The sequence below is a fragment of the Pseudomonas sp. HR96 genome, from assembly GCF_034059295.1.
GTDB lineage: Bacteria > Pseudomonadota > Gammaproteobacteria > Pseudomonadales > Pseudomonadaceae > Aquipseudomonas.
Genome location: NZ_CP139141.1, coordinates 2,293,131 through 2,318,599, shown reverse-complemented (window position 1 = coordinate 2,318,599; position 25,469 = coordinate 2,293,131). Strand labels below are relative to the sequence as shown.

Here is a 25,469-nt window from a genome sequence, read left to right as displayed (position 1 = left end):
GTCGTCGAAGGTTAAATTCGCCAAGTGGAACAGTGGGTTGGCGCCCTGACCGCTCTCTGAAGAAAGTGTCATGGGGCAAAAGGCTCGGGGGCGGCGCCCCGAGCTTTTCAAGGCTTAGCCAAACAACTTGGCCGCGGTCTTGGCAATGAGCTCGCCCTGATGGCGGGCACCGGCCAGATCGATCTCGCTTGGCTGGCGCGAGCCGTCCGGCCCGGCGATGGTGGTGGCGCCGTACGGCGAGCCGCCGACGATCTCGGTCAGGCTCATCTGGCCCTGGTAGCTATAGGGCAGGCCGACGATGGTCAGGCCGAAATGCATCAGGTTGGTGATCAACGAAAACAGCGTCACTTCCTGGCCACCGTGCTGGCTGGCGGTGGAGGTAAAGGCGCCGCCAACCTTGCCGTTCAGAGCGCCGCGCGCCCAGAGGCCGCCGGCCTGATCGAGGAAACTGGCCATCTGGCTGCTGACTCGGCCGAAGCGGGTCGGCGAACCGAGAATGATGGCGTCGTAGTGTTCCAGCTCGGCGACAGTGGCCACCGGCGCGGCCTGGTCGAGCTTGAAATGCGCGTTCTTTGCCACCTCCTCCGGGGCGGTTTCCGGCACCCGCTTGACGTCGACCGTGGCACCAGCGCTGCGCGCGCCCTCGGCAATGGCCGCTGCCATGGTTTCAATGTGTCCGTAGGATGAGTAATACAGTACCAGTACCTTAGCCATATCGTTCTCCTGGAGTGGGGCAGGCGGCAGCGACTGCTGACCGCGAGAAACAACTTGCCACAGGCATCGGACGAATAACACCCAGGGAAATTCGATGTGTTCGATCGAAATACCGCTGGCAGGCTCTTTTCAAATCGCCGCGCCGGCATAGAATGGCGCCAGTCCCCCCCTTCCCTGCCCCTCTGTGTGAACCCATGTCCCAAGCCCACCCGTGTCTGAGTTGCGGTGCCTGCTGCGCGCATTTTCGCGTGTCGTTCTATTGGGGCGAATGCGTCTCCGGCGGCGGCCTAGTGCCCGATGAGCGAGTGGTCCAGGTTACCCCCTCGCGGGTGGCGATGCTGGGCACCGAAAGCCGTCCCAGCCGCTGCATCAGCTTGAGCGGTGAAGTGGGCAAGGCGGTCAGTTGCTCGATGTACGCCGAGCGGTCGAGCACCTGCCGCGAATTCGAGGCAGCCTGGGAGTTCGGCCAGCCGAGCGAGAGTTGCGACAAGGCGCGGGCCGCCTATGGGCTGGCAGCGCTGGAGCCGGGGTGGAACGCGGGGCTTTGAGACCCGAGGGGGCCGTTACCCCTGCATGGGTGCAGCCCATTGCACGGCAAGCTCCTAGACCTTCGGATCACCTGCTGGCTTGGCCGGCACGGCGTATTGCGGCTTCAGGTGGCCGTCCTGATCCAGCAACCAGGCATCCATGATCTCGCGCACCACGGGGCCGGCGACCCGGCCGCCGGCCTCACCGTTCTCGATCATCACCGCCACCACGATCTTCGGGTGTTCCGCCGGGGCGAAACCGACGAACAAGGCGTTGTCACGGTTGCGCTCCAGGGTCTTGAGGCGGTTGTAGCGCTCGCCCTGCTTGATCGCCACCACTTGCGCGGTACCACTCTTGCCGGCAATGCGGTACTGGGCGCCGAGCGCTGCGGCGCGGGCGATGCCGCGCGGGTCATGCATCACCGCCTGCATGCCGCGGTTGACCTGCTCCCAGGCGGCGGTGTCGCGCAGCACGATGTTGGGCATCGGGTTGTCGTCCACCGGCGCGGCGCCGCCAATCGTCTGCGCCAGGTGCGGACGATGCCAGACGCCCTTGGAGGCGATCAGCGAGGTGGCCTGGGCCAGCTGCAGCGGCGTGACCTGCATGTAGCCCTGGCCGATGCCGAGGATCAGCGTCTCGCCCGGGAACCAGGCCTGGCGGCGGGTGGCACGCTTCCATTGCTGGGACGGCATCAGGCCCGGCGCTTCCTCGAACATGTCCAGCGAGACCTTCTGGCCGAGGCCGAACTTGACCAGGTAGTCGTGCAGGCGGTCGATGCCCAACTTGTGCGCGGTGTCATAGAAGTAGGTGTCGTTGGAACGCATGATTGCCGCGTTCAAGTCCACCCAGCCGTCACCGCTGCGGTTCCAGTTGCGGTACTTGTGATCGTAGTTGGGCAGCTCGTAGTAGCCAGGGTCGAATACGCGCGATTGCGGGGTGATCACGCCGCTGTCCAGGCCTGCCACCGCTACTTCCGGCTTGATGGTCGAACCCGGTGCGTACAGCCCGCGCAGGACGCGGTTGAACAGCGGGCGGTCGATGGAATCGCGCAGCGCCGAATATTGCTTGAAGCTGATGCCGGTGACGAACAGGTTGGGGTCGAAGCTCGGCTTGCTGACCATGGCCAGCACCTCGCCGGTGTCCGGGTCGATGCACACCACCGCCCCTCGCCGGTCGCCCAGGGCGTGCTCGGCGGCTTCCTGCAGTTTGATGTCCAGGCTCAGGGTGATGTTCTTGCCGGCCACCGGGTCGTGGTGGTTGAGCACGCGCATGACCCGGCCCTGGGCGTTGGTCTCGACCTCTTCATAGCCGACATGGCCGTGCAGCTGGGCTTCGTAGAAGCGCTCGATGCCGGTCTTGCCCACCGACTGGGTGCCGCGGTACTCCACCGAGTCGAGCTGGCGCGATTCCTTTTCGTTGATCCGCCCGACGAAACCGACCGAGTGGGCGAAGTGGTCGCCCTGGGGATATTCGCGCACGAACTGCGCCTCGACATCCAGCCCCGGCAGGCGGAACTGGTTGACGGCGATCTTGGCGATCTGCTCCTCGGTCAGCTCGTACATCAGGGTGACCGGCTCGAACGGGTGACGGACCCGCTTCAAGTCCTTGTCGAACTGGCGGCGCTCGTCTTCGCCAAGGCCCAGGATCTGCGTGACGGTGTCCAGCACCTGGGCCGAATCGCCGGCGCGCTCGCGGGTCAGGGTCAGGTTGAAGCTGGGCCGGTTGTCGGCCAGGATCACCCCGTTGCGGTCATAGATGAAGCCGCGCTCCGGGGCGATCGGCAGCACATGGACGCGGTTGTTCTCGGAAATGGTCGAGTGATAGTCGTATTCGATGACCTGCAGGAAATACAGGCGGCCGATCAGGGTAAAACTCAGCACCAGGACGAAGATGGCGCAGGCCACCAGACGGCGATTGACCAGGCCCTGTTCCTTGCCGTGGTCTTTGAGGGGTATCGGTTGAGGCATGGGCCACTCGAAAAAGAATCAAAAACTGAAGAAAAGATGAAAAATTTGCACACAAAAAAACCAGCAGAGCGGCCGGCGTGCGCGATGGTACGAAATGCCGACGCCAGCCTCAAGGCTGGCGTCCATCGGGGTGACCGATAGCCGGTCGCCGCTGGCCTCAGTCGAGGTCGCGGGGCAGGCGCACCTGCTGCTTGGTTTCGGTGTAGATCGACCAGCTGGACATGAACAACGCCGCAATCAGCGGGCCGATCACAAAACCGTTGAGGCCGAACACCGCCAGCCCGCCCATGGTCGACACCAGCACCAGGTAATCGGGCATGCGCGTGTCCTTGCCCACCAGGATCGGGCGCAGCACGTTGTCCACCAGGCCGATGACGAACACCCCGAACAACGCCAGGATGATGCCGTCGACCGTGTCGCCGCCGAGCACGAAATACGCGGCCACCGGCCCCCAGACGATCCCCGCGCCAACCGCCGGCAACAGCGACATGAACGCCATCAGCACGGCCCAGAGCAACGCACTGGGGATGTCCAGGTACCAGAAGATGCAGCCGCCCAATGCACCCTGGGTGACTGCCACCAGCATGTTGCCCTTGACCGTGGCACGCACCACGCGGTTGAACTTGAGCTGCAGGCGCCGCTGCTGTTCGTCGGCCAGTGGCAAGGCCGCGCGGATGCGCCGGACCAGGTCGTGGCCGTCGCGCAGGAAGAAGAACAGCAGGTAGAGCATGATGCCGAAGCTGACGATGAAGTCGAAGGTGCCCTGGCCAAAGCTGAACGCCTGAGTGGCGACATACTGGCTGCCTTGCATGGCGCCCTTGCTGATCTTGTCGCGCAGGCCGTCGAGGTCGGCCACGCCCATGCGTTCGAGCAGGTGCTGCAGGCCGGTGGGCAGCATGTGCCTGGCGTGGTTGATGTAGCCGGCGATGTCCAGCTGGCCGCTCTCGATGTTCTTGTAGAGCGCGGCGCCCTCCTGCACCAGCAACGCGCTGACCACGATCACCGGCAGGATGGCAATCACCAGGCAGGCCAGCAGGGTCACCAGCGAGCTGAGGTTGCGCCGGCGCTGGAACTTGAGGTGCAGGCGCTTCTGCAGGGGCGCGAAGAGGATGCCGAGGATCACCGCCCAGAACACCGCGCCGTAGAACGGCAGCATGATCCATACGAAGGCCAGCGAGACGATCACCAGCAGGACGCGCAGGGAGTGGTTCTGTGCAGTTTCTTTGTTCATCGTTCAGTCCCTGGAATGGCCCGGGGCGGCTGCATGCCGCCATGAGGGTTAGTCCGTGGAACGGCCGATGAGTTTAAGTGGATGTGCGCGGCAGATGAATACGCACCTGCAGACCGCCCAGCGGGCTGTCGCCGAGCGCCAGCTGGCCGTGCCAGCTGTCGACGATATCGCGCACGATCGCCAGCCCCAGGCCGTGCCCGGCCATCTGCTCGTCCAGCCGTACGCCACGCCCCAGCACCTGAGCGCGGCGTGCCGGGGCAATGCCCGGGCCGTCGTCGTCGACCTGCACAGTCCAGCCCTGGTCGGTTTCGTCGAGGGTCAGGCTGACCTCGGCATCCGCCCATTTGCAGGCGTTGTCGAGCAGGTTGCCGAGCAGCTCGAGGAGGTCTTCGCGGTCCCAGGGCAGGCGCGCACCTGGCGGATGCTGGCAGCGCAGTTGCAGATGATCGCCATGCACGCTGCGCAGCGAGGCCTGCAAATTCGGCCATTCGATGGCGCAATCGAATGGCGCTCCGGGCAGCGCATCGCCGGCCAGCCGTGCGCGGTTGAGCTCGCGGTCCAGTCGCTGCTGGATCTGCTGCAACTGTTCCTGCAACGTCGCCCGTACCTGCGGCTGATCGGCCAGCCGCGGGCTTTCGGCCAGGCTGAGCAGGACCGCCAGTGGAGTTTTCAAGGCGTGCCCCAGATTGCCCATGGCCCGCCGCGAGCGCTTGAGGCTGTCTTCGGTGTGGGCCAGCAGGTGGTTGATCTGCCCCACCAGCGGCGCCAGCTCCTCGGGTACCTGGGTATCCAGAGCGCTGCGCCGGCCCTGCTGCAGCTGGGCGATCTGCTCGCGGACGCGCTCCAAGGGGCGCAGCGAGCGCTTCACGGTGATCCGTTGCAACGCCAGGATCAGCAGCAGGGCCGCCGCCGCAATGGCCAGGCCCAGCACTTGCAGGCGCTGGAAGCTGGCGCGTACCGGCGTGTAGTCGCGGGCCACGCTGATCGACAGGTCTTCGCCCAGGCGCCGATAGTCGGCGCGCAGCGTCAGCAGCGCCTGGCCTTCGGGGCCCAGGGTCAAGTCACTGTGCAGCCCGGGGGCGTCGGGCCAGGGCAGCTGCAGGTCCCAGAGCGAGCGCGAGCGCCAGTGCAGCCCGGCGCCGGCGCCGTCGTGGGCGTCGATTCTGAAGTAGTGCCCGGAGAACGGCCGCTGGTAGGCCGGCAGCAGGCGCCGCTCGTCCAGCTGCAAGCCGTTGTCGCCGCGCACCAGGGCCATCAGCAGGCTTTCGCTCTCGGTGCGCAGGCCGATCTCCAGGTAGCGTTGCAGGCCGCCTTCGAACAGCCACAGGCTCAGTTGCGCCACGCCCAGCCCGACCACCACCAGCACCGCCGACAACCCCAGGCTCAGGCGCCCCTGGATCGAGCGAATGGGTTTCACCCGGGCACCACGGCGCTGACCTGGCCGGGGTTGCCGCCAAAGATGTAGCCCTGGCCCCGGCGCGTTTCCAGCACCTCGCGGCCGAGTTTGCGGCGCAGATGATTGACGTGCACTTCGAGCACGTTGGAGTCGCGTTCAGTCTCGCCGTCGTAGAGGTGCTCGGCCAGGTGGCCCTTGGACAGAATCTGCCCCGGGTGCAGCATGAAGTAGCGCAGCAGACGAAACTCCGCCGAGGTCAACTGCACCTCCTCGCCCGCCTGGGTCACGCACTGGCGGCCTTCATCGAGTTGCAATCCGGCGCCGTGCAGCTGCGGCTGGTTGGCCAGGCCGCGGGCGCGGCGCAGCAGGGACTGCACCCGCAGGTGCAACTCCTCGGGGTGAAAGGGTTTGCTCAGGTAGTCGTCGGCGCCAGCCTTGAGCCCCTCGATGCGCTCGGCCCAGGCGCTGCGGGCGGTGAGCACCAGCACCGGCACGTGGCAGCCGGCGGCGCGCCACTGGCCCAGCACTTCAAGCCCCGGCAGGCCAGGCAGGCCGAGGTCGAGCACGACAAGGTCGTAAGGCTCGGTCAGGCCCTGGCGCGCGGCATCGCGCCCGTCGGCCAGCCAATCCACCGCGTAGCCCTGACGATTGAGGCCCGCGAGCAGCTCGTCCGCCAGCGCCACGTTGTCCTCCACCAGCAACAAACGCATCAGTCGTCTTCCTTATCGGTGATCAGGCGCCCGCTGCTGGCGTCGATCTTGATTTCCCGGACCCGGTTCTCGGGGGTCAGCAGTTCAACCTCGTACACGTAGCGCTGATCGTGCTCCTCGAGCTCCGCTTCCAGCAGCCGCGCGCCGGGGTAACGTGCCATGGCCTGCTGCAACAAGTGTTCGAGGGACAGGATCACACCCTGCTGGCGCAGCCGCAAGGCCTCGTCCTGATCCAGGTCACGGGCCTGCGCCGCACAGCAGCAGGCCAGCAGCGGCAACGCCAGCAGGCACTGGCGCCAGCGGCCAGCGGCGTCAGGCGTCCTGGTGATTGCCAAGCACTTCACCCGTTACCGCGTCCATTTCCACTTCCCACTTGACGCCTTGGGCGTCATGCAACTCCAGCTGATAGACGTACTTGCCGTATTTCTCTTCCAGCTCGGTATCGCCCACGGTCGCCCCCGGATGCTTGGCGAGGGCGGCGGCGTTGAGCTTTTCGAACGACTGGATGGTGCCGGCATCGCGCAGCCGCAGTGCCTGGTCAGGGCCGATATCCTTGGCCAGGGCGAGGGGGCTGGCGGCCAGCAGAGCGGCGGCGGCGAAGAGGGTGGTGATGGCTTTCATGGTGTGTCTTCCTTTGCTGTCTTGGGATTCAACCCGTGCAGACTAACGGGCGCAACTTAAATCAAGCTGAACGTCCGCCCCCCTGCCCACTTGATTGCTAGCAACTGCAGGCGGGCGCGCTTGCTGTTAAACTGCGCGCCTGCCCTAAGCTGCTTGCGAGTTGAATACACCGTGGAAATCTTCAAGGAATTTACGTTCGAGTCCGCCCATCGCCTGCCCCATGTGCCCGCCGGGCACAAATGTGGGCGCCTGCACGGCCATTCGTTCAAGGTGGCCCTGCACCTGACCGGCCCCGTGGACCCGCACACCGGGTGGATTCGCGACTTTTCGGAAATCAAGGCGGTGTTCAAGCCGTTGTACGAGCAGCTCGACCACAATTACCTGAATGACATTCCCGGCCTGGAAAACCCCACCAGCGAGGTGCTGGCCAAGTGGATCTGGGCGCAGATGAAACCGCTGCTGCCAGAGCTTTCCAAGGTGCGCATCCACGAGACCTGCACCAGCGGTTGCGAGTATACCGGCGATTGATTTCCCGGCCTCCCCACCCGGTCGTGCACGCCGGGATTAAATTTGTTCGATGGTGGGGATACGGAAATTTATTTACTGCGGTTGCTGTCTGATCACGACCTACACTTTCAGAGGATAAGTTGTCGTGAACTGCCATACGTTGCCTATCTGCCATTCCGGGCTCGAGCGCATCGTGCGCTTGCTGCGAACCGTAAACCCATGGGTGGAGAGCAAACCGTGAAAGCCCAGTTGCCCAACCCTTCCCGTCATCAATTCGTGAGAAAAGCCCTGTCCCGCGCCTTCGCCGGGGTGTTGATCATGCTGCTGGCAATCTGGATTGCGTGGTTCCTGGCAGACGCGATCTGTTCGATATTCGCATAGCTTCGACAGCAGGCGTCGCGCAGGCTAGCCGAGCCCCGCCCAGAACGCCTCGGCAAACCGGCCCAAGGGCGTCCTGGCGCGGAAGATACGAATCTCGGTGTCAATGTCCGCCAGCGGTACCCGCGAGCGGACCAGGCGCCCTGCTTGCACTTCGCCGCCGGCCAGGCTGAGAGGCAACCAGGCGATGCCTTTGGCTTGCTCGGCCATGGACAACAACACCGCTGCCAGATGGGAACTGAACACCGTCTCCAGCGCTGGCCCAGTCGGGTGCGTGGCCAGGTGCGAAGCGACGATCCGGCCCAGGCCCGACTCCTCGGTGTAGGCCAGGAACGGCGCCGGATCGCCGGGCGCCAGCTGCGCCGAGTGCAAAGCCAGCAGGACATCCGCGCCAATCACCTTGCTCTCGAACTGCTGGCTGGCGAAACGCGGCGGCACGCCCGGGTGCTGGTGGCAGATCAGGAACTGCACCTTGGCACTGAGCAACTGCTGCTCGCATTCGAGCATATTGTCCGAGTGCAGGCTCAACCCCTCGATGGGTGCCCCGCCCTCGACCTGGCGAATCCATGCCGGAAAAAACGTGAATGACAAAGAGTGAGTCGCGGCAAAGTGCAGCGTGCGCGCCGCCTTGCCGGCGATCTCGCGGGCCTCGCTGCGCATCTGGTAAAGCTGCCGAGTCAACTGCGATGCGTTGTCCAGCACACTCTTGCCGGCCTCGGTGAGGGTCGCGCCCTGGGCGCTGCGCTCGAACAGCTCGGCGCCGATCCAGCTCTCGAAAGCGCGAATACGGCGGCTGAAAGCCGGCTGGCTGACGTGGCGCAGTTCAGCCGCGCGGGAGAAATTTCCGCTCTGCGCCAGCACGTGAAAGTCTTCCAGCCACACGAGTTCCATGGGTGATGCCTTGTACACATAGGGTCTTCCATTAATAGCATTGGCCGCAAAATAGCGTCCAGCCCTAGAGTTCTCCTGCACCCGGGGTGGCTTGCCCAGCCAGGGCCTGTGAGCCACCCGGCCCTATAAAAAACAGAGAGGACCATCATGCGCATCGTCGACATTCGGGAAAAGACGGTTTCCATAGCATCGCCCATCGCCAACGCCTACATCGACTTTTCCAAAATGACCTGCTCGGTGGTCGCGGTGATCACCGACGTGATCCGCGACGGCAAGCCGGTGATCGGCTATGGCTTCAACTCCAATGGCCGCTACGGCCAGGGCGCGCTGATGCGTGATCGCTTTCTCGCGCGCATCAGCGAGGCTGACCCGGAGTCGTTGCTCGACAGCGTTCACGACAACCTCGACCCGTTCGCCATCTGGAAAACCCTGATGACCAACGAAAAGCCCGGCGGCCACGGCGAGCGCTCGGTGGCAGTGGGCACCCTCGACATGGCGGTGTGGGACGCGGTGGCCAAGATCGAAGGCAAGCCGCTGTATCGCCTGCTCGCCGACCGCTATCGCGACGGCGTGGCCGACGACAAGGTCTGGGTCTACGCCGCCGGCGGCTATTACTACCCCGGCAAGGACCAGAGCAAGCTCAAGGCGGAAATGCAGAGCTACCTGGACCGTGGCTATGACGTGGTGAAAATGAAGATTGGCGCCGTGCCGCTCGACGAAGACATCCGCCGCATCGAAGCGGTGCTCGAAGTGGTCGGCGATGGTCAGCGCCTGGCCGTGGACGCCAACGGCCGCTTCGACCTCAAGACTGGCATCGCCTACGCCGAAGCCATCAAACCGTACAACCTGTTCTGGTACGAAGAAGTCGGTGACCCGCTGGACTACGCTCTGCAGGCCGAACTCGCCAACCACTACGAACTGCCGATGGCTACCGGCGAAAACCTGTTCTCGCATCAAGACGCGCGCAACCTGCTGCGCCATGGCGGCATGCGCCCCGACCGCGACTACCTGCAATTCGACTGCGCGCTGTCCTATGGCCTGGTCGAGTACCTGCGCACCCTCGAGGTGATGAAGGACCTCGGTTGGTCGTCGCGCCGGGTGGTGCCGCACGGCGGCCATCAGATGTCGCTGAACATCGCGGCGGGTCTGCATCTTGGCGGCAACGAGTCCTACCCCGACGTGTTCCAGCCGTTTGGCGGCTTTGCCGACGGTATCCAGGTGGAACACGGCCACGTCGGCCTGCCGGATATCCCCGGCGTCGGTTTCGAAGCCAAAGCCGCGCTGTACCAGGTCATGCGCGAACTCGGCGAAGCCTGATCCACCTCTCTGCTACAGACGGCCCCGACAGCGGGGCCGTGCTCGTCCTCATACAAAAACAACACTGAGGTACAGCCATGAACACAGCCACGCGCTGGTACAAACTTCTATACGTGCAAGTCTTGATCGGCATCGTCATCGGCGGCCTGATCGGCTACATCGTTCCCGACCTCGGGGCCAAACTGCAGCCGCTCGCCGATGGCTTCATCAAACTGATTAAGATGCTCCTGGCGCCGATCATCTTCGGCACCGTGGTGGTGGGCATTGCCAAGATGGGCAGCATCAAGGAGGTCGGACGCATTGGCGGCAAAGCGCTGATCTATTTCGAGGTGGTCTCGTCGCTGGCACTGCTCATCGGCCTGCTGGTGGTCAACGTAATGAAGCCGGGCGTGGGCATGAACATCGACATCGCCTCGCTCAACGGCGACGCCATCAAGGGCTATGCGCAAGCCGCCCATGACCAGGGCGGCGCAATCAACTTCTTCATGAACATCATCCCCACCACCTTCGTCGACGCCTTCGCCAAGGGCGCCATGCTCCAGGTGATCTTCATTTCGGTGCTGCTCGGGGTGGCCCTGGTGCAGATCGGCGAACCGGCCAAGCCGCTGGTGAACATCATCGACCTGCTGCTGCAGGGCCTGTTCAAGATCGTTGCCATGGTCATGCGCCTGGCGCCCATAGGCGCGGGTGCGGGCATGGCTTTCACCATCGGCAAATACGGCATCGGCACCTTGCTCTCGCTGGGCCACCTGATGCTGGCGCTGTACCTGACCACGTTGACTTTCATCGTCGTGGTGCTGGGCTCCATCGCGCGCTGGTCGGGGATCCCATTGCTGAGCTTCCTGCGCTATTTCAAGGACGAGATTCTCGTGACCCTCGGCACTTGCTCCACCGAGGCGGTGCTGCCACGCATGATGGTCAAGCTGGAGAAACTCGGCTGCCGCAAATCGGTAGTGGGCATGGTGCTGCCGACCGGCTACACCTTCAATTCCGATGGCACCTGTATCTACCTGACCATGGCGGCGATCTTCGTGGCCCAGGCGACGAATACGCCGTTGAGCTTCAGCGATCAGCTGGTGGTGCTTGGCGTTTTGCTGCTGACTTCCAAGGGCTCGGCCGGAGTCGCCGGCGCCGGCTTCGTCACCCTGGCGGCAACGCTCTCAGTGATGCCCGAGATTCCCCTGGTGGGCATGGTGCTACTGCTCGGCGTCGACCGCTTTCTCAACGAGGCGCGGGCGGTGACCAACCTGATCGGCAACGGCATCGGCACGATCGCCATCGCCAAGTGGGATGGCGCGCTGGACTTGGGCATGGCCGAGCGGGAGATCGCGGCGATGAAGCGGGCGCCGGGCGAAGTGCCGGCACCCACGGTCAAGGCCAGTTGATCACTTCGCCACCGGCATGGCGAAGTCGGCGGCCGTGTCGATGCTCTCCGACCATCGCTGCGTGATCGACTTCTGTTGGGTGTAGAAGCGCACGCCTTCGCTGCCGTAGGCGTGCATGTCGCCGAACAGGCTCTTCTTCCAGCCGCCGAAACCGTGCCAGGCCATGGGCACCGGGATCGGCACGTTGATTTCGACCATGCCTGCCTGCACCCGCCGGGAGAACTCGCGGGCGATGTTGCCGTCGCGGGGGAAGCAGCTGACGCCGCCCTGCGCGACTCGGCGCTGGCGCACCTGGGCATTGCCTTGCTACCCGACTTCAGCGCCCAGGCCGCGCTGGCCGAAAGCACGCTGGTGCAAGCGATCGCGGGCTTCGCGCGCTCCTACGACTGTTTTGCATGCATACCTGTAAATCGAAAAAAATGAACTGCGCCCCTGAGATTGGACATCAAATCCAACCTTAGGGGCTTCTTGCATGATCAAGTACACCCAGCAGTTCAAGCTGACCGCTATTCAGGCCTTCCTGGAGCGGGGCTACGGCTTCCGGCCCATTGCCGGAAGGTTCCAGATAGATCCCTCGCTGCTTCGCCGCTGGGTGCAGGCCTACCGCATCCACGGAGCTGCCAGCCTGCAAAAGCGCTTCAAATATTACACTCCCCAGTTCAAGCTCACTGTTCTGGAGCGCATGTGGCGCGAGAAACTTTCCCTGCGCCAGACGGCGGCCGTTTTCAACCTCGGCAACTCCACCCAGATAGCGGCATGGCAGTCTCAGTATTACAGTGGCGCAACCAATGCCCTGGCGGCAGTCAAGAAAGGATCGCGCCCCGTCATGCCCAAACCACTCAAGCCCACGGCCAATTCCACTGAAACCAAAGCAGTCAACGATGAGGAGCTCTCCCATGCCGAGTTGCTGGACAAGCTTCGATGGGTTCAGGCGGAGAACGCCGTCCTAAAAAAGCTCAAAGCCTTAAGAGAGGAGAAGGCGAGGCTCAAGAAAGTCGAGAAGAGAAAGCCCGGATAGTTTCAGCCCTGCGTCAGGAGATCCCGCTGGATCGTCTGCTCAAGATAACGGGACTGCCTCGCAGCACCTACTACCACCAGCTCAAGCTGCTTGCGACCGGGGACAAGTATGCGCCGCAGAAAGCCCGGATTCAGGCCATCCAGGCCAGGCACAAGGGTCGCCTGGGCTATCGTAGGATGGGCTTGGCCCTGCGTAGCGACGGCCAGGTCGTCAACGACAAGGTCGTGCGCAAGCTGATGGCGCAGTTGGGCCTCAAATGCACGGTACGCCAGAAAAAGTACAAGTCTTATCGCGGTCAGCCCGGACGTATTGCGGACAACAAGATTGAACGCAATTTCACCGCCGAGCGGCCGAATGAAAAATGGGTCACCGACGTCACTGAATTCAAAGTGGCGGGGGAAAAGCTGTACCTGTCCCCGGTGCTGGATTTGTACAACGGCGAAATCGTGGCCTACCAGGTCGACACCTCGCCGCACTACGAATTGGTTGGCAAGATGCTTGAACAGGCGCTGCTTGGATTGCCGCAAGGCGCCAAGCCCATGCTGCATTCGGACCAAGGCTGGCAGTACCAATACTATCGCTATCGAGATCGACTGGAAGAAATGGGGTTGGAGCAGAGCATGTCCCGCAAGGGAAACTGCCTGGACAACGCCAGAATGGAGAGCTTCTTCGGCACGTTGAAATCAGAAATGTTCTACCGTGAGCGCTTCAAGAGTACTGCCGACCTGCGTGCTGCAATCGATGAGTACATCCATTATTACAACCATGATCGAATGAAAATGACGCTTGGCGGACTGAGCCCTGTGGCTTACAGGGCTCAGTCTGCTATAGCCTAGCCGGAGACTGTCCAATCAAAGGGGCGCACCCCAAAACGTAGGAGCCCGCGATAGGCCGCACGGGCGGCCGGTGGTGGCCATATTGGAGATCGCGCCAGGCGCGGGAAGATCACACCAGCCTGGCGGCCTCGGAATCAATCACGGCCACTGTCTTTCGCGGCCGGGCGCCTGGCGTTCTTCTTCTGCAGGATCATCGAGGCTTCGTTGTAGGCCTTCTGGAACGACTCGCCGCCGACCCATTCGACGGCACTGTCCTCGTCCTCATCGTGAAAGATGCCGCGATAGGTGATCAGCAGGCCCATCATGAAGTCGGTGGCCGGGTCCTCTGCTTCCTCGGCGATCACCAGTTCCAGCACCGGGTATTGCAGGAACACCAGGCACATGGCGAGCAGACTGATACCCTCGGCGGCCTTCATGGCCTCGAACAGATCATCGAAGTCCGCCGGGTCGAAGCCGTTCTCCTGGATGTCCTCGAAGTCGAACGTGCTCAGGTCGATCTCGACGTCGTCGAACGGCTCGTTGATCAGCGGGTTGGCCAGCAGTGGGTGGGCGACGTTGGCCTTGGCCCGGCCGGTGCGGTTCTGCTTGGCTTTGGCCTTGGCCCGCTGGGCACGTTTTTGCTGTTTGTCCGAAGAAGCCATGGCGGCGTGATTCCTGGTAGTCGGCGGCCACTGTTCATGGCGTGAATAAGGCCGCACATTGTATTCGCTCCAGCCGTGGATTCAAACGCAGGGGGGATCGAGGCGCCTCAAGCATCCTCGGCCCACGCCGATACGCTGGGCGACAGATCAAAAACGGACGCTTGAATGTTCAACCACTGCCTTGCACTCGCCAGCCTGCTGCTGGCCTGCCTTCTGCAAACCTCCTGCCTGTTCTACCGACCGATACCACCGGGCGCCTATAGCGACGGCTATGCCGCCGGATGCGACGCACGCAAGCGCGAGCTGGGCTACGACGCCCGGGTCGGCGACGCCCGTGTGCACCTTCAGGACAGCTACGCCGAAGGCTGGGTACGGGGTTACCACAGTTGCCAGTCACCGCGCGAAGCCGCCCCCTTGCAGCACGACTCGAGCAACGACGACAATGCCTATTGCAGCAAGCACCAGCGTAAACGAGGCTATTGCAAATGATCGAAGCCCCCCTGCACCCGGACCCGGCAAGCGGCGTGAAGACGGCCCCGGCGACCTGGGTCACCTACACCCTGATCGCTGTCAACACACTGGTCTTCCTGGCGATGTGCGCCAGCGGCGTCGGCGTGATGTCGCCCAATGCGGCCATGACCCTGGAATGGGGCAGCAACTTCGGCCCGCTGACCCTGAGCGGCGAGTGGTGGCGGCTGATCACTTCGATGTTCGTGCATTTCGGCCTGCTCCACCTGCTGCTCAACATGGTCACGCTGTATCAGGTCGGCCGCCTGACCGAGCGCCTCTACGGTAGCTGGCGCCTGCTGGGCCTGTACCTGTTCGCCGGAATCACCGGCAGCCTGACCAGCATCTTCTGGCACCCGACCATCAACAGCGCGGGGGCCTCGGGTGCCATTTTCGGGGTGTTCGGCGGGCTGCTGGTGTACATGCTCAAGTATCGCCACCAGTTGCCTGCCGCGACGGCGAAACGGCAACTGACTTCGATCCTGATCCTGATCGGCTACAACCTGTTCTTCGGCTTTACCCAGCAAGGCATCGACAACGGCGCCCACCTCGGCGGACTGGCCGGCGGCCTGCTGCTGGGCCTGGCCCTGTCGCGCGCGCCCGGCCGGACAGGGGCTCGCTGACAGCGGCTAACCGTCGGCTCAATCGGTCACCAGCTCGCCCCCAAGGTACTGCTCGTCGGTCACCGGCTCCATCCAGTCGGTGTTCTTGCCATCCACCGTTTCGGTCACGGCCATGTGCGACATCGCCGTGGTCGCGGCAGCGCCATGCCAGTGGCGTTTGCCGCAGCCGCAGGTGACCACGTCGCCGGCACGGATTTCAGTGCGCGGGCCGCCTTCGCATTGGGTCCAGCCGACCCCGCTCAACACCACCAGCACCTGGCCCTGCGGGTGGGCGTGCCAGAACGTGCGCGCGCCCGGTTCGAAGGTGACGATGGCGCCGCAGGCACGGCCCGGGGCTTGCAGCTGGAAGGCGTAGTCGATACGCACGTTGCCGGTGAACAGGGTGTCGGGGCCTTTGACGGAAGGCTGGCTGGCGCTGCGGGTGATGGTCTGGGTCAGGGTGCTCATGGTTCAACTCACGGGTCGATGGGCCAAGGATGGCCAACTGAAAGCATTCAAGGGCAATCTAATGCGTTGAGCCTCCAGCGACTAGGTGGCAAAATCTGCATACACTCTTGCACTGGTGAATAAATGGCCACGCCGGACCTGAACAACCTCGTCGCCCTTTTGACCGTCGCCCGCGAGCGCAGCTTCACCCGCGCCGCCGCACAGCTGGGCGTATCGCAGTCTTCCCTGAGCCGTACGGTCACCGCGCTGGAGACCAAGCTGGGGATGCTCCTGCTGCATCGCACGACCCGCAGCGTGGCCCCCACCGAAGCCGGCCAGCGCCTGCTCGACTCGGTCGCGCCCAAGCTCGAAGAGATCGAGCTGGAGCTGCAGGCAGTGGCCGAACTGCGTGAGAAACCGGTGGGCACCGTACGCATTTCCGCCACCGATTACACCGCCAACACCTACGTATGGCCGAAGATCCAGCCGCTGCTGCGCGACCATCCCGAACTGCATATCGAACTGATCAACGACTATGGCCTGGCGGACATCGTCGCGCAGCGCATCGACATTGGCGTGCGCCTGGGCGACCAGGTGGAGAAGGACATGATCGCGGTGCGCATCGGCCCTGATGAAACCTTGGCGATCGTTGCCTCGCCGGACTATCTGGCGCGAGCACCGGCGCCGAAGAAGCCGCAGGAATTGACCCAGCACAACTGCATCAATCTGCGCCTGCCGACCCGGGACGCGCTGCTGCCCTGGGAGTTGCAAAAGGGCAAACGGCGCATCGAGGTCAAGGTCAGCGGCCAGTTGGTGTTCAACAACAGCTATCAGATGCTCGACGCCGCCTTGAAAGGATTCGGCCTGGCCTATGTGCCCAGGACCCTGGCCGAGCCACAGGTCAAGGCCGGCCGCCTGCGCTGGGTGCTGGAGGACTGGTTCCCGACCTTCGCCGGGGTGCACGCCTACTACCCGAGCCGGCGTCAATCGTCACTGGCGGTGCGCTGGGTGATCGCCGCGCTGCGCGCCAGTGACTGACCGAGGCCGGCCGACGCTCCAGGCCCGGGACGCAACTTTATCGCTTCACCTGCTCTCGAACCCTTTAGAATCCCCTTGACCACGAGCAGGAGACCCTCATGCCATCCGCCCCACTGATCACACTCAACGACGGCGTACAGATTCCGCAACTGGGCCTCGGTGTCTGGCAGCTGGACGACGCTCAGGCGTACGCGTCGTCCAAGGCCGCCCTGGCAGCCGGCTACCGGCACATCGACACCGCGATGATCTACGGCAACGAGGCCGGGGTCGGCCGCGCCGTGGCCGAAAGTGACCTGGCCCGCGAGCAGATCTTCATCACCAGCAAATTGTGGAACGCCGACCAGGGCTACGACAGCACCCTGCGCGCCTTCGATGCCAGCCTGCAGCGGCTGGGCCTGGAAACCCTCGACCTGTACCTGATCCACTGGGCGATCCCGAAAAAAGCCGCCTACCGCGACACCTGGAAAGCCTTGGTGCACCTGCAGCAGGAAGGCCGGGTGCGCTCTATCGGCGTGTCCAACTTCAATGCCGACCACCTCCAACACATCATCGACGACACCGGGGTGACGCCGTCGGTCAACCAGATCGAGATTCACCCCGACTTCAACCAGGCGCAACTGAGCCAATGGTGCCGCGACAAAGGCATCGTCACTGAATCCTGGAGCCCGCTGGGCCAGGGCGGCGAGCTGCTCAAGCTGCCGTTGTTCGCCGAGATCGCCCAGCGCCACGGCAAGACGTCCGCGCATGTGATCATCCGCTGGCACCTGCAGAACGGCCATGTGGTGATCCCGCGCTCGTCCAATGCGCAGCGCATCGCCGCCAACATCGATGTGTTCGACTTCGAGCTGAGCCGCGACGAACTGCAGGCGATTGCCGGGATCAAGCAAACCGGACGTCTGGGGCCGGATCCCGAAACCATTGAAATGGGCCTGTAGGGCACCCCTGCCGACTGCCGGTCGGCAAAGCCCTGCTATGCTCTGTAAAGCTTTTTTCGCTGTCGCGTGGTGGCACCGTTTTCGAACGGTGCCAAGCGCGTGCATTGAATGAAGGAATGCCGTCGCCCGGGAAGCAACTTCGCGCCTCCCTCCTCGTATTGTCTATGCCGCCCTTGTCCGCAGGAAGATAGCCTCATTATCTAATAACAATGGAGCCTATCGACATGACCGTGACATTGACCAACTCGATCGCCTGGAAAGATGCCAGTGGTGACGATCTGGCAATGCTCGAAAATCTGCAACCCAACATCTTGAAAGAGCATGCGCGGGACCACTCTACCCTGCTGTTCCTGCAATTTGCCTCGGCCAGTGCAGGCAGGAGTTTTCTGTCTGCCATCGCCGCCCATTTGAAATCGACCCTGACCCACCTGCAGGAAATCAACGCCTACAAGTGCGGCAGAGGTTCAGGCACGCCCTATGTCGGGGTCGGGCTGACCGCAGCCGGTTATGCGGCCTTGCAGGTGACTGCGGTCCCGGCCGACCCGTCGTTTGCGGCAGGCATGCAGGCCACCACCGGCCTCAACGATCCTCACCCGGATACCTGGGACGGGTATTTTCACGACCCCAAGGCATTGCATGGGCTGGTCATCATCGGCGATGCGAAGTCCGACCCCATGGCGCACAAGTTGGCGCAGATCCACCACCTCATCGCTGCGCACCCCGGCGTCAACATTCTTGGCACCCAGGAGGGCCGCGCCATGCACAACAGCAACGGTGATGGCATCGAGCATTTCGGCTATGTGGACGGCCGCAGCCAGCCGCTGTTTCTGCACGAGGATCTCGAAGCGGAGCGGCTGCTCAAGGACGGTACCAGCACCTGGAACCCTGATTTCCCATTGCAGCAGGCCATCGTCAGCGACCCGGCGGCGCCCGACCCGTCCAGGCACTTCGGCAGTTACTTCATCTTTCGCAAACTCGAACAGAACGTCAAAAGGTTCAAGGAGCAGGAGTTGGCCTTCGCCGACAGCCTGAAGCTTGCCGGCGTGGACAGGGAACGCGCCGGCGCGATGGTGCTGGGGCGCTTCGAGGATGGCACACCGGTGACTTCGCAGTTCGCCGACGGCAATCACCACCCGGTGCCCAACAACTTCAACTATGGCAGTGACGCGGAAGGTGCCAAGTGTCCGTTCCTGGGCCATATCCGCAAGACCAACCCACGGGGCAGTGGCGGGTTTGGCCAGACCGCCGAGCAGGAGCGTGCGCATCTGATGGCGCGCCGTGGATTGACTTATGGCAAGAGACTGGACAATCCGAACGACGGCAAAACCGACAACAAGCCGGAACAGGACGTTGGCCTTTTATTCATGGCATTCAACAGTAATATCGGCGATCAGTTCGAATTCACCCAGATCAACTGGGCCAACAATCCCGACTTCCCGCAGCTGCCAGCGGACAGCCCGGCGGGCACCCATGCGCCGGGAATCGATCCGGTCATCGGCCAGTTGCCCGTAGGCCAGGGGCGCCGGGATGTCAGCAGCCCTGCCGCCTGGGGCAAACCTGGTGAGATCATCAGCGTGCCCAGCGTCCCGCAAGCGGTGACCATGAAAGGCGGTGAGTACTTCTTCATGCCGTCGCTGGCGTTCTTCACCAACCTGAAAGCGGCCTAGGCCACCGGCCCCTGGCCAGGCTGGCGTGGTCGACGGCGCTTCAGCCGTCGTCGATCACGCCGGTCATCGCGGTGAATTGGCTCTGCTTGTGCTGGACCTTGTCGAGGATCTCGGGCGGGGTCGACTCGCGGAACACCACCATATGCCCCACATGCTCGCCCCCCTCGGTCACCCGTTCGATGTCGTTGATCATCCACTGGCGCAACTCGTCGACAGTAAGGCCCAACTCTGCCGCCACACGCTGGTGCAGGCGTTCGGCGTCGTATTGATTGAAGGTGTCATTGTTCATGGGGCGGGTTCCTTGAGCGGGTATCTAGTTCAGTCCACGCCGTGCCGGCACAGTTCAGTCGGCGACGCCTGGGCTGCCTGCCCACCGCTACGCCATTGGATCTCGTCCCGGTGACGAAGAAGCCGGCGAAGCTGGCGAGGGACACGCCTCGCAAACGACGGATCAAACCGGCCTGGCGGCCTCTCGGGGGCTTTGCCCCCTCCCACATTTTTGGCCCGCAGGGACACGCCTCGCCCGCGGCGGATCAAGCCGCCCTGTCACTCCGAATCGGCAGCCTCGGCCACGCCCTGGTCCTCGCCGAGGAAGCCACCGCTCTGGTGCTGCCACAGGCGCGCGTAGATGCCATTTCTGGCCAGCAGCTCGCTGTGGCTGCCCTGCTCGACGATGCGCCCGTCATCCATGACGATCAGCCGGTCCATGGCGGCGATGGTCGAGAGCCGGTGGGCGATGGCGATCACCGTCTTGCCTTGCATCATTTCGTCGAGGCTTTCCTGGATCGCCACCTCGACCTCCGAGTCCAGCGCGCTGGTGGCCTCGTCGAGCAGCAGAATCGGGGCGTTCTTGAGCATGACCCGGGCGATCGCAACGCGCTGGCGCTGGCCGCCCGAGAGCTTGATTCCTCGCTCGCCGACCAGGGTGTCGTAGCCGGTGTGGCCTTCCTTGTCGCTCAGGCGGCTGATGAAGCCATCGGCCTGGGCATTGGCCGCCGCCGCGCGAATCTGCGCGTCGGTGGCGTCCGGGCGGCCATAGGCGATGTTTTCGCGGATCGAGCGATGCAGCAGCGAGGTGTCCTGGGTGACCATGCCGATGGCGCTGCGCAGGCTGTCCTGGGTGACCTGGGCAATGTCCTGGCCGTCGATGCGAATCGCGCCGCTGTCGACGTCATAAAAGCGCAGCAGCAGGTTGATCAAGGTCGATTTGCCGGCGCCGGAGCGACCCACCAGGCCGATCTTCTCACCGGCGCGAATGTTCAGGCTCAGGCCATCGAGCACCTGGCGCTCGCCACCGTAGTTGAAACTGACGTTGTCGAAGGTCACCGCGCCGCCGCGGGTCACCAGCACGCCGGCATCCGCCGCGTCCTGCACCTTGGCCCCCTGGGTCAGGGTGCCCATGCCGTCCTGCACGGTGCCGACGTTTTCGAACAGCGAGGTCATCTGCCACATGATCCAGTGCGACATGCCGTTGATGCGCAGTGCCATGGCGGTAATGGCGGCCACCGCCCCCGTGCCGATTTCGCCCAGGTGCCAGAGCCACAGGGCATAGCCCCCCGCCGCCATGAGCAAGGCGACCACCAGGGCCTGGTTGACGATTTCGAACTGGCTGACCAGGCGCATCTGGCGCAAGCCGGTGAGCTTGAAGTCTTCCATGGCCGCCCGGGCGAAATGCGCTTCGCGGCGCGAGTGGGAGAACAGCTTGACCGTGGTGATGTTGGTGTATGCGTCGGAAATCCGCCCGGTCATCGACGAGCGAGCATGGGCCTGCTCCTGACCGACCTGGCCCAGGCGCGGCACGAAGTAATACATCGCCAGGCCGAACAGCACCACCCAGGCCAGGAACGGCAACATCAGCTTGAGCGCGAAACCACCGGCCAGGGCGATGATGGCGATGAAGTACACACCGATGCCGGGAATGATCTCGATCAGGGTGAACAGCACGTCGCGCACGGCCAGCGCGGTCTGCATCACCTTGGTGGTGACGCGCCCGGAGAATTCGTCGGAGAAGAACGACAGGCTCTGGCGCAGCATCAGCCGGTGGAAGTCCCAGCGCAGGCGCAGCGGCAGGTTGATCGCCAGGATCTGGTGCTGAACCATGGTGCGCAGTGCCACCAGGGCGATGCTGGCCAGCATCACCAGGCCCATGCCCCACAACACCTGGCGCTCGTGCTCGGCCGCCGCACCGCCGGCCTGCCAGGTGGTCAGCAGGTCGACCACCTGGCCGAGAAACGAGAACAGCCAGGCTTCGTAGATCGACACGGCGGCGCTGAGCACCGCCAGCGCCAGTACATAGCCGCGCGCCCCGCGGGTGCAGGCCCATAGAAAGCGCGCCAGCCCCTCGGGCGGCGGCGGCACTTCGTCAGGGGGAAAGGGGTCGAGCCTGCGTTCGAATACACGAAGCATGGTGGTCTCCAGAACAAGCGAAATAAGGCCGGGCAATCAGCGCCGCCCGGCGGGAGTCAGATGGGCACCCAGGTACTCTATCAAGGCTCGCACCTTGGGCAGCGCCTCGCGGCTTTTCAGCCAGACCAGGTTCATCGGCAGGCCTTCGGTGGCCAGGTGCGGCAGCACTTCGACCAGCCTGCCACTGTGCAGATGGGCCTGTACCAGCCAGGTGGGCAATTGCGCGATGCCCAGGCCGGCGAGCACGGCCATCACCTCCCCCTCACCATCGCCGACGGCAATGTGCGGGTGCATGATGCGCCGTTCCATGTCCCCCGGCTGGCGCCCCTTGAAGTACCAGGGGATGGCCATGCCGTCGTTGAGGCCATAGCCGACGCACAGATGACCATCCAGGTCCGCCTCGGCCAGGGGCTCGCCGTAGCGCTCGAGGTAATCGGGCGAGGCACAGAAGATCAGTTTCTGGGTGCCGAAGAACTGATGGCCGATGGACGCTGGCCAGGCATTCGAGCCGCCTATCCTGACGACGATGTCGATGCCCTCGTGGACCGGGTCGACGTAGCGATCGGAAAACGACACATGGGGCGACAGCCGCGGGTGCTGCTTCATGAACTCCAGAATCAGCGGCAGCACGTGCAGGCGCCCATAGGACGCCGGCAGGTCGATGCGCACCTTGCCTTGCGGTTCGGTCTGGGTCGAGGTCAGGGCAATCTCGACCTCCTCCAGGTCCGAGAGCACGGTGGTGCAGGTCCGGTAGAAGGTCTCGCCGGCCTCGGTCAGCGACAGACGCCGGGTGGTGCGCTGGAACAACCGCGTACCCAGCCGCCCTTCGAGGCGGGCGATGCTCTTGCTGACCGCCGAGTTGGTCAGGTTCAGGCGCTCGGCGGCCGCGGTGAAGCTGCCCAGATCGGCGACGATCACAAACACATCGATGCCCTTGAGCCGTTCCGAGGAAAACATCGAGCCTCCGATTAGTGAATCCAATTCCAGCCACTTGGTAAAAAGCAGCCAGATTCCACTGCGATTTCTCCAATAGCCTATGGCAAACCTCTCTGGAGTCAAGCGCCATGCAGTCCTCACCCGTGGCAAACGCCGCCCTGGCCCCGGCCGAAACCTCCCGCTCAGGCTTGCAGATCCTGATCATGGCCGTGGCGGCCTTCATTATCGTGACCACTGAATTTCTCATCGTCGGTCTGCTGCCGGCGCTGTCCCGTGACCTGGGCATCTCCATCGCCCTGGCAGGTCAAGTGGTGACCCTGTTCGCCTTCACCGTGATGCTGTTCGGCCCGCTGCTCACCGCCAAACTGGCCCACGTCGAGCGCAAGAAGCTCTTCACCCTGATCCTCATGGTGTTCGCCGGCGCCAACGTGCTGGCCGCCGTGTCCACCAACATCTGGGTCATGGCCCTGGCGCGTTTCATCCCGGCGCTCGCCTTGCCAGTGTTCTGGGGCACGGCCAGCGAGACCGCCGGGCAACTCGCCGGCCCGGGCCAGTCAGGCAAGGCCGTTGGCCGGGTCTATCTGGGCATCACCGCCGCGCTGGTATTCGGCGTGCCCCTGGGCACCCTGGCCGCAGACTCGGTGGGCTGGCGTGGCAGCTTCTGGATTCTGGCGGCGATCTCGCTGCTGATCGGCGTGCTCATGCACCTGGTGATGCCCAAGCTGCCGGTGTCGGCCAGCGCCCACCCCGACCAGAAGCAGACCGCGATCCTGCGCCAGCCGCGCTTTCTCGCCCACCTGCTGCTGTCGGTGCTGACCTTCACCGCGCTGTTCACCGCCTACACCTACCTGGCCGACATCCTCGAACGCCTGGGCGGCATTCCCGCCGGGCAGGTCGGTTGGTGGCTGATGGGCTTCGGCGCAATCGGCATGCTCGGCAACCACCTGGGCGGCAGCATGGTCGACCGCAAGCCGCTGGCGGCCATGGTGCTGTTTCTGCTGTTGGCCGGCGCCGGCATGCTGGCGGCCGTGCCGCTGGCCACCCAACACCTCTGGCTGATCGTCGCGCTGGTGGCCTGGGGCATCGGCTACACCGCCCTGTTCGTGGTCTGCCAGGTTCGCGTCATGCAGGCCGGGGCCCAGGCGCAAGCCCTGGCGGCGACCATGAACATCTCCGCCGCCAACGCCGGCATCGGCCTGGGCGCCATTATCGGCGGCATCGGCATCGGCCACTATGGCCTGAGCTCGATCGGCATCCTGGCCACGCTGATCGCTGCGCTGGCGGTCATCGTTGCGTTGTTGATGATGCGCAGAGGCTGATGACCGGCACGGCGGCGACGCTCGGTCGCTGCCGTTTGCCTGGCGCTGCAACCGTTACAATCCCCGCTGCGATTGAGGCGTCCTATCGATGACGCTGATGATGACTATCAAACTGCCCGCCTCTGTACCTGGCCGAACCGGCCCCTATAATCGCCTGCCTCGATTCCCCGCTTCTCGCGCCTGCCTGCAGACGCCCCTTACCCTTGGAACCCAGTACCATGCCAAGCGCAAGCCAGGCCCCTCGCGGCCTCCCTGAACACAGTCAACAGAGCGTCAAGCAGCAGTGGCTGGCGATCCTCTCGGTCGCCGTGGGCGCCTTCGCCCTGGTCACCAGCGAGTTTCTGCCGGTGGGCGTGCTCAACGACGTCGCCAGCGACCTGGGCATCAGTGCCGGCCACGCCGGCCTGATGGTCACGCTGCCCGGGATCATGGCCGCCCTCGCCGCGCCCTTGCTGTCGATTGGCATTGGCGCCATGGACCGACGCTATCTGCTGATCGGCCTGACCCTGATCATGATCATCGCCAACTCGGTGGTGGCCTACGCCAGCGACTTCAGCTTGCTGCTGTTCGGCCGCGTGCTGCTGGGCATCAGCATCGGCGGGTTCTGGGCCACGGCGATTGCCCTGAGCGGGCGCCTGGCGCCCAAGGGCGTGGGCGTGGCCCAGGCCACTTCGATCATCATGGTTGGGGTGACCCTGGCCACGGTCCTGGGTGTGCCCGTGGGCACCTGGCTCAGTGGCCTGATGGGCTGGCGCATGACGTTCCTGGTCACCGCCCTGCTGGGGGTGCCGGTGCTGCTGGCGCAGGTCTTCCTGCTGCCGCGGCTCAATCCGGACAAGGCCATTCGTATCCAGGACCTGCCGGCGCTGTTCATCAATTCCCAGGCGCGGGTCGGCCTGATCGCCGTGCTGCTGATCGGCCTGGCGCACTTCGCCGCCTACACCTACGTCGCCCCCTTCTTCAAGAAGAGTGCCGGCTTCGATGGGCCGACCATCGGTTCGCTGCTGCTGCTCTACGGCATGGCCGGCGTGCTGGGCAACATCTTCGCCGGCTTCGCCGCCAACCGCAGCGTGCGCAACACCTTGCTGCTGGTCGCCGTGATGATCGGCGTCAGCACCGCGCTGTTCCCGCACTTTGCCACCGGGCTGACCGGCGCCGCCCTGCTGATCGGCCTCTGGGGTTTCGCCTTTGGCGCCTTCCCGGCCTGCGCCAGCATCTGGATGTTCGTCGTCGCCCCCAAGGACGTCGAACGGGGCATGCCGCTGTTCGTCGCCCTGTTCCAGGTGATCATCGCCCTGGGCTCGTTCTTCGGTGGGCAGATCGTCGACCAGCTGGGCAGCTCGGTGCTGATGAGCCTGGCCACCGCGCTGGTCGGCTGCGGATTTGCAACGGTGCTGGTGCTGGGGCGCAAGGTCAGCAACGAGCTGGTGGCCGAACCCTGCTGAGCCCTGCTCGCGCAGCGTGATCAAGCG

Annotated in this window: 25 protein-coding genes and 3 pseudogenes; 14 read left to right on the top strand and 14 right to left on the bottom strand. The window is 64.1% G+C overall.

Going from position 1 to position 25,469, the window contains the following annotated elements; translation table 11 throughout:
• Positions 1-114: 114 nt before the first annotated feature.
• A complete protein-coding gene (gene wrbA / locus SFA35_RS10765) occupies positions 115-714 on the bottom strand; it encodes an NAD(P)H:quinone oxidoreductase (protein WP_320578081.1) in 600 nt (199 codons plus the stop codon).
• 194 nt (positions 715-908) lie between these two features.
• Here wrbA and SFA35_RS10760 point away from each other — a divergent pair, with 194 nt between their 5' ends.
• Positions 909-1,262 carry a YkgJ family cysteine cluster protein gene (locus SFA35_RS10760; RefSeq protein ID WP_320578079.1) on the top strand — a complete coding sequence of 118 codons (354 nt, stop codon included), beginning with the start codon at positions 909-911 and terminating at the stop codon, positions 1,260-1,262.
• A 54-nt stretch (positions 1,263-1,316) separates the two neighbouring features.
• Here the strand turns inward: SFA35_RS10760 and mrdA are convergent, their stop codons facing one another.
• The 6 genes from mrdA to SFA35_RS10730 form a co-directional block, all read right to left on the bottom strand.
• Positions 1,317-3,209, bottom strand: coding sequence for a penicillin-binding protein 2 (gene mrdA, locus SFA35_RS10755; protein WP_320578076.1), 1,893 nt, complete (start codon positions 3,207-3,209; stop codon positions 1,317-1,319).
• Positions 3,210-3,366: 157 nt separating this feature from the next.
• Positions 3,367-4,440: an AI-2E family transporter gene (locus SFA35_RS10750; protein WP_320578074.1), complete on the bottom strand. Its 1,074-nt coding sequence runs from the start codon at positions 4,438-4,440 to the stop codon at positions 3,367-3,369.
• A gap of 73 nt (positions 4,441-4,513) precedes the next feature.
• A complete protein-coding gene (locus tag SFA35_RS10745; RefSeq protein ID WP_320578966.1) occupies positions 4,514-5,848 on the bottom strand; it encodes a sensor histidine kinase in 1,335 nt (444 codons plus the stop codon).
• A 5-nt stretch (positions 5,849-5,853) separates the two neighbouring features.
• Positions 5,854-6,546, bottom strand: coding sequence for a response regulator transcription factor (locus tag SFA35_RS10740; protein ID WP_320578072.1), 693 nt, complete (start codon positions 6,544-6,546; stop codon positions 5,854-5,856).
• Entirely contained in the window at positions 6,546-6,875 is a 330-nt protein-coding gene (locus SFA35_RS10735; RefSeq protein WP_414058539.1) for a PepSY domain-containing protein, read from the bottom strand. The genes SFA35_RS10740 and SFA35_RS10735 overlap by 1 nt, the downstream gene beginning before the upstream one ends.
• On the bottom strand, positions 6,859-7,167 hold the full coding sequence (locus SFA35_RS10730) for a PepSY domain-containing protein (protein WP_320578070.1): 309 nt from the start codon (positions 7,165-7,167) through the stop codon (positions 6,859-6,861). Before SFA35_RS10730 ends, SFA35_RS10735 begins: the two co-directional genes overlap by 17 nt.
• A 171-nt stretch (positions 7,168-7,338) precedes the next feature.
• Here SFA35_RS10730 and queD point away from each other — a divergent pair, with 171 nt between their 5' ends.
• Both queD and SFA35_RS10720 read left to right on the top strand, forming a co-directional pair.
• Positions 7,339-7,695: a 6-carboxytetrahydropterin synthase QueD gene (gene queD / locus SFA35_RS10725; RefSeq protein ID WP_320578068.1), complete on the top strand. Its 357-nt coding sequence runs from the start codon at positions 7,339-7,341 to the stop codon at positions 7,693-7,695.
• Between the two features lie 216 nt (positions 7,696-7,911).
• Complete coding sequence (locus SFA35_RS10720) at positions 7,912-8,055, top strand: hypothetical protein (protein ID WP_320578066.1); 144 nt, start codon at positions 7,912-7,914, stop codon at positions 8,053-8,055.
• A 24-nt stretch (positions 8,056-8,079) separates the two neighbouring features.
• Here the strand turns inward: SFA35_RS10720 and SFA35_RS10715 are convergent, their stop codons facing one another.
• A complete protein-coding gene (locus tag SFA35_RS10715; RefSeq protein WP_320578065.1) occupies positions 8,080-8,943 on the bottom strand; it encodes a LysR family transcriptional regulator in 864 nt (287 codons plus the stop codon).
• Positions 8,944-9,090: 147 nt separating this feature from the next.
• Between SFA35_RS10715 and SFA35_RS10710 the strand changes: the two genes are divergently transcribed.
• Together SFA35_RS10710 and dctA are read left to right on the top strand one after the other, a co-directional pair.
• Positions 9,091-10,260, top strand: a complete 1,170-nt coding sequence (locus SFA35_RS10710) for a mandelate racemase/muconate lactonizing enzyme family protein (protein WP_320578063.1) — start codon at positions 9,091-9,093, stop codon at positions 10,258-10,260.
• 77 nt (positions 10,261-10,337) lie between these two features.
• The gene (gene dctA, locus SFA35_RS10705; protein WP_320578061.1) at positions 10,338-11,645 is read left to right on the top strand and encodes a C4-dicarboxylate transporter DctA; all 1,308 of its coding nucleotides are present in this window, start codon (positions 10,338-10,340) and stop codon (positions 11,643-11,645) included.
• On the opposite strand, the pseudogene SFA35_RS10700 reads toward dctA, so the two are convergent.
• A pseudogene (locus SFA35_RS10700) lies at positions 11,646-11,909 on the bottom strand (aldehyde dehydrogenase family protein); the annotation flags it as partial.
• Here SFA35_RS10700 and SFA35_RS10695 point away from each other — a divergent pair.
• Together SFA35_RS10695 and SFA35_RS10690 are read left to right on the top strand one after the other, a co-directional pair.
• Positions 11,910-12,017: pseudogene (locus tag SFA35_RS10695) on the top strand (LysR family transcriptional regulator); the annotation flags it as partial.
• Positions 12,018-12,117: 100 nt separating this feature from the next.
• Positions 12,118-13,499: pseudogene (locus tag SFA35_RS10690) on the top strand (IS3 family transposase).
• A gap of 134 nt (positions 13,500-13,633) precedes the next feature.
• On the opposite strand, the gene SFA35_RS10685 reads toward SFA35_RS10690, so the two are convergent.
• Entirely contained in the window at positions 13,634-14,140 is a 507-nt protein-coding gene (locus SFA35_RS10685; protein WP_320578059.1) for a hypothetical protein, read from the bottom strand.
• Between the two features lie 165 nt (positions 14,141-14,305).
• Here SFA35_RS10685 and SFA35_RS10680 point away from each other — a divergent pair, with 165 nt between their 5' ends.
• Positions 14,306-14,629, top strand: coding sequence for a hypothetical protein (locus tag SFA35_RS10680; protein WP_320578058.1), 324 nt, complete (start codon positions 14,306-14,308; stop codon positions 14,627-14,629).
• Positions 14,626-15,270 (top strand): rhomboid family intramembrane serine protease, encoded by a 645-nt coding sequence (locus SFA35_RS10675; protein WP_320578055.1) that lies wholly within the window; start codon positions 14,626-14,628, stop codon positions 15,268-15,270. Before SFA35_RS10680 ends, SFA35_RS10675 begins: the two co-directional genes overlap by 4 nt.
• An 18-nt stretch (positions 15,271-15,288) precedes the next feature.
• Here SFA35_RS10675 and SFA35_RS10670 read toward each other — a convergent pair whose 3' ends face one another.
• Positions 15,289-15,717 (bottom strand): cupin domain-containing protein, encoded by a 429-nt coding sequence (locus tag SFA35_RS10670; RefSeq protein ID WP_320578054.1) that lies wholly within the window; start codon positions 15,715-15,717, stop codon positions 15,289-15,291.
• A gap of 123 nt (positions 15,718-15,840) precedes the next feature.
• Between SFA35_RS10670 and SFA35_RS10665 the strand changes: the two genes are divergently transcribed.
• The 3 genes from SFA35_RS10665 to SFA35_RS10655 all read left to right on the top strand — a co-directional run bounded on the left by SFA35_RS10665 (position 15,841) and on the right by SFA35_RS10655 (position 19,336).
• Entirely contained in the window at positions 15,841-16,734 is an 894-nt protein-coding gene (locus SFA35_RS10665) for a LysR family transcriptional regulator (RefSeq protein ID WP_320578047.1), read from the top strand.
• Positions 16,735-16,832: 98 nt separating this feature from the next.
• A complete protein-coding gene (locus SFA35_RS10660; RefSeq protein ID WP_320578045.1) occupies positions 16,833-17,669 on the top strand; it encodes an aldo/keto reductase in 837 nt (278 codons plus the stop codon).
• Between the two features lie 224 nt (positions 17,670-17,893).
• Complete coding sequence (locus tag SFA35_RS10655) at positions 17,894-19,336, top strand: hypothetical protein (protein ID WP_320578043.1); 1,443 nt, start codon at positions 17,894-17,896, stop codon at positions 19,334-19,336.
• Between the two features lie 40 nt (positions 19,337-19,376).
• On the opposite strand, the gene SFA35_RS10650 is transcribed toward SFA35_RS10655, so the two are convergent.
• The 3 genes from SFA35_RS10650 to SFA35_RS10640 all read right to left on the bottom strand — a co-directional run bounded on the left by SFA35_RS10650 (position 19,377) and on the right by SFA35_RS10640 (position 22,699).
• Positions 19,377-19,625 (bottom strand): hypothetical protein, encoded by a 249-nt coding sequence (locus SFA35_RS10650; RefSeq protein WP_320578041.1) that lies wholly within the window; start codon positions 19,623-19,625, stop codon positions 19,377-19,379.
• A 257-nt stretch (positions 19,626-19,882) separates the two neighbouring features.
• A complete protein-coding gene (locus SFA35_RS10645; RefSeq protein ID WP_320578040.1) occupies positions 19,883-21,742 on the bottom strand; it encodes an ABC transporter ATP-binding protein in 1,860 nt (619 codons plus the stop codon).
• A 36-nt stretch (positions 21,743-21,778) separates the two neighbouring features.
• Positions 21,779-22,699: a LysR family transcriptional regulator gene (locus SFA35_RS10640; protein ID WP_320578038.1), complete on the bottom strand. Its 921-nt coding sequence runs from the start codon at positions 22,697-22,699 to the stop codon at positions 21,779-21,781.
• 107 nt (positions 22,700-22,806) lie between these two features.
• Here SFA35_RS10640 and SFA35_RS10635 point away from each other — a divergent pair, with 107 nt between their 5' ends.
• Together SFA35_RS10635 and SFA35_RS10630 are read left to right on the top strand one after the other, a co-directional pair.
• Positions 22,807-23,997 (top strand): MFS transporter, encoded by a 1,191-nt coding sequence (locus SFA35_RS10635; RefSeq protein WP_320578035.1) that lies wholly within the window; start codon positions 22,807-22,809, stop codon positions 23,995-23,997.
• A 218-nt stretch (positions 23,998-24,215) separates the two neighbouring features.
• Positions 24,216-25,442 carry an MFS transporter gene (locus SFA35_RS10630; RefSeq protein ID WP_320578033.1) on the top strand — a complete coding sequence of 409 codons (1,227 nt, stop codon included), beginning with the start codon at positions 24,216-24,218 and terminating at the stop codon, positions 25,440-25,442.
• The last annotated feature ends 27 nt before the right edge of the window (positions 25,443-25,469 follow it).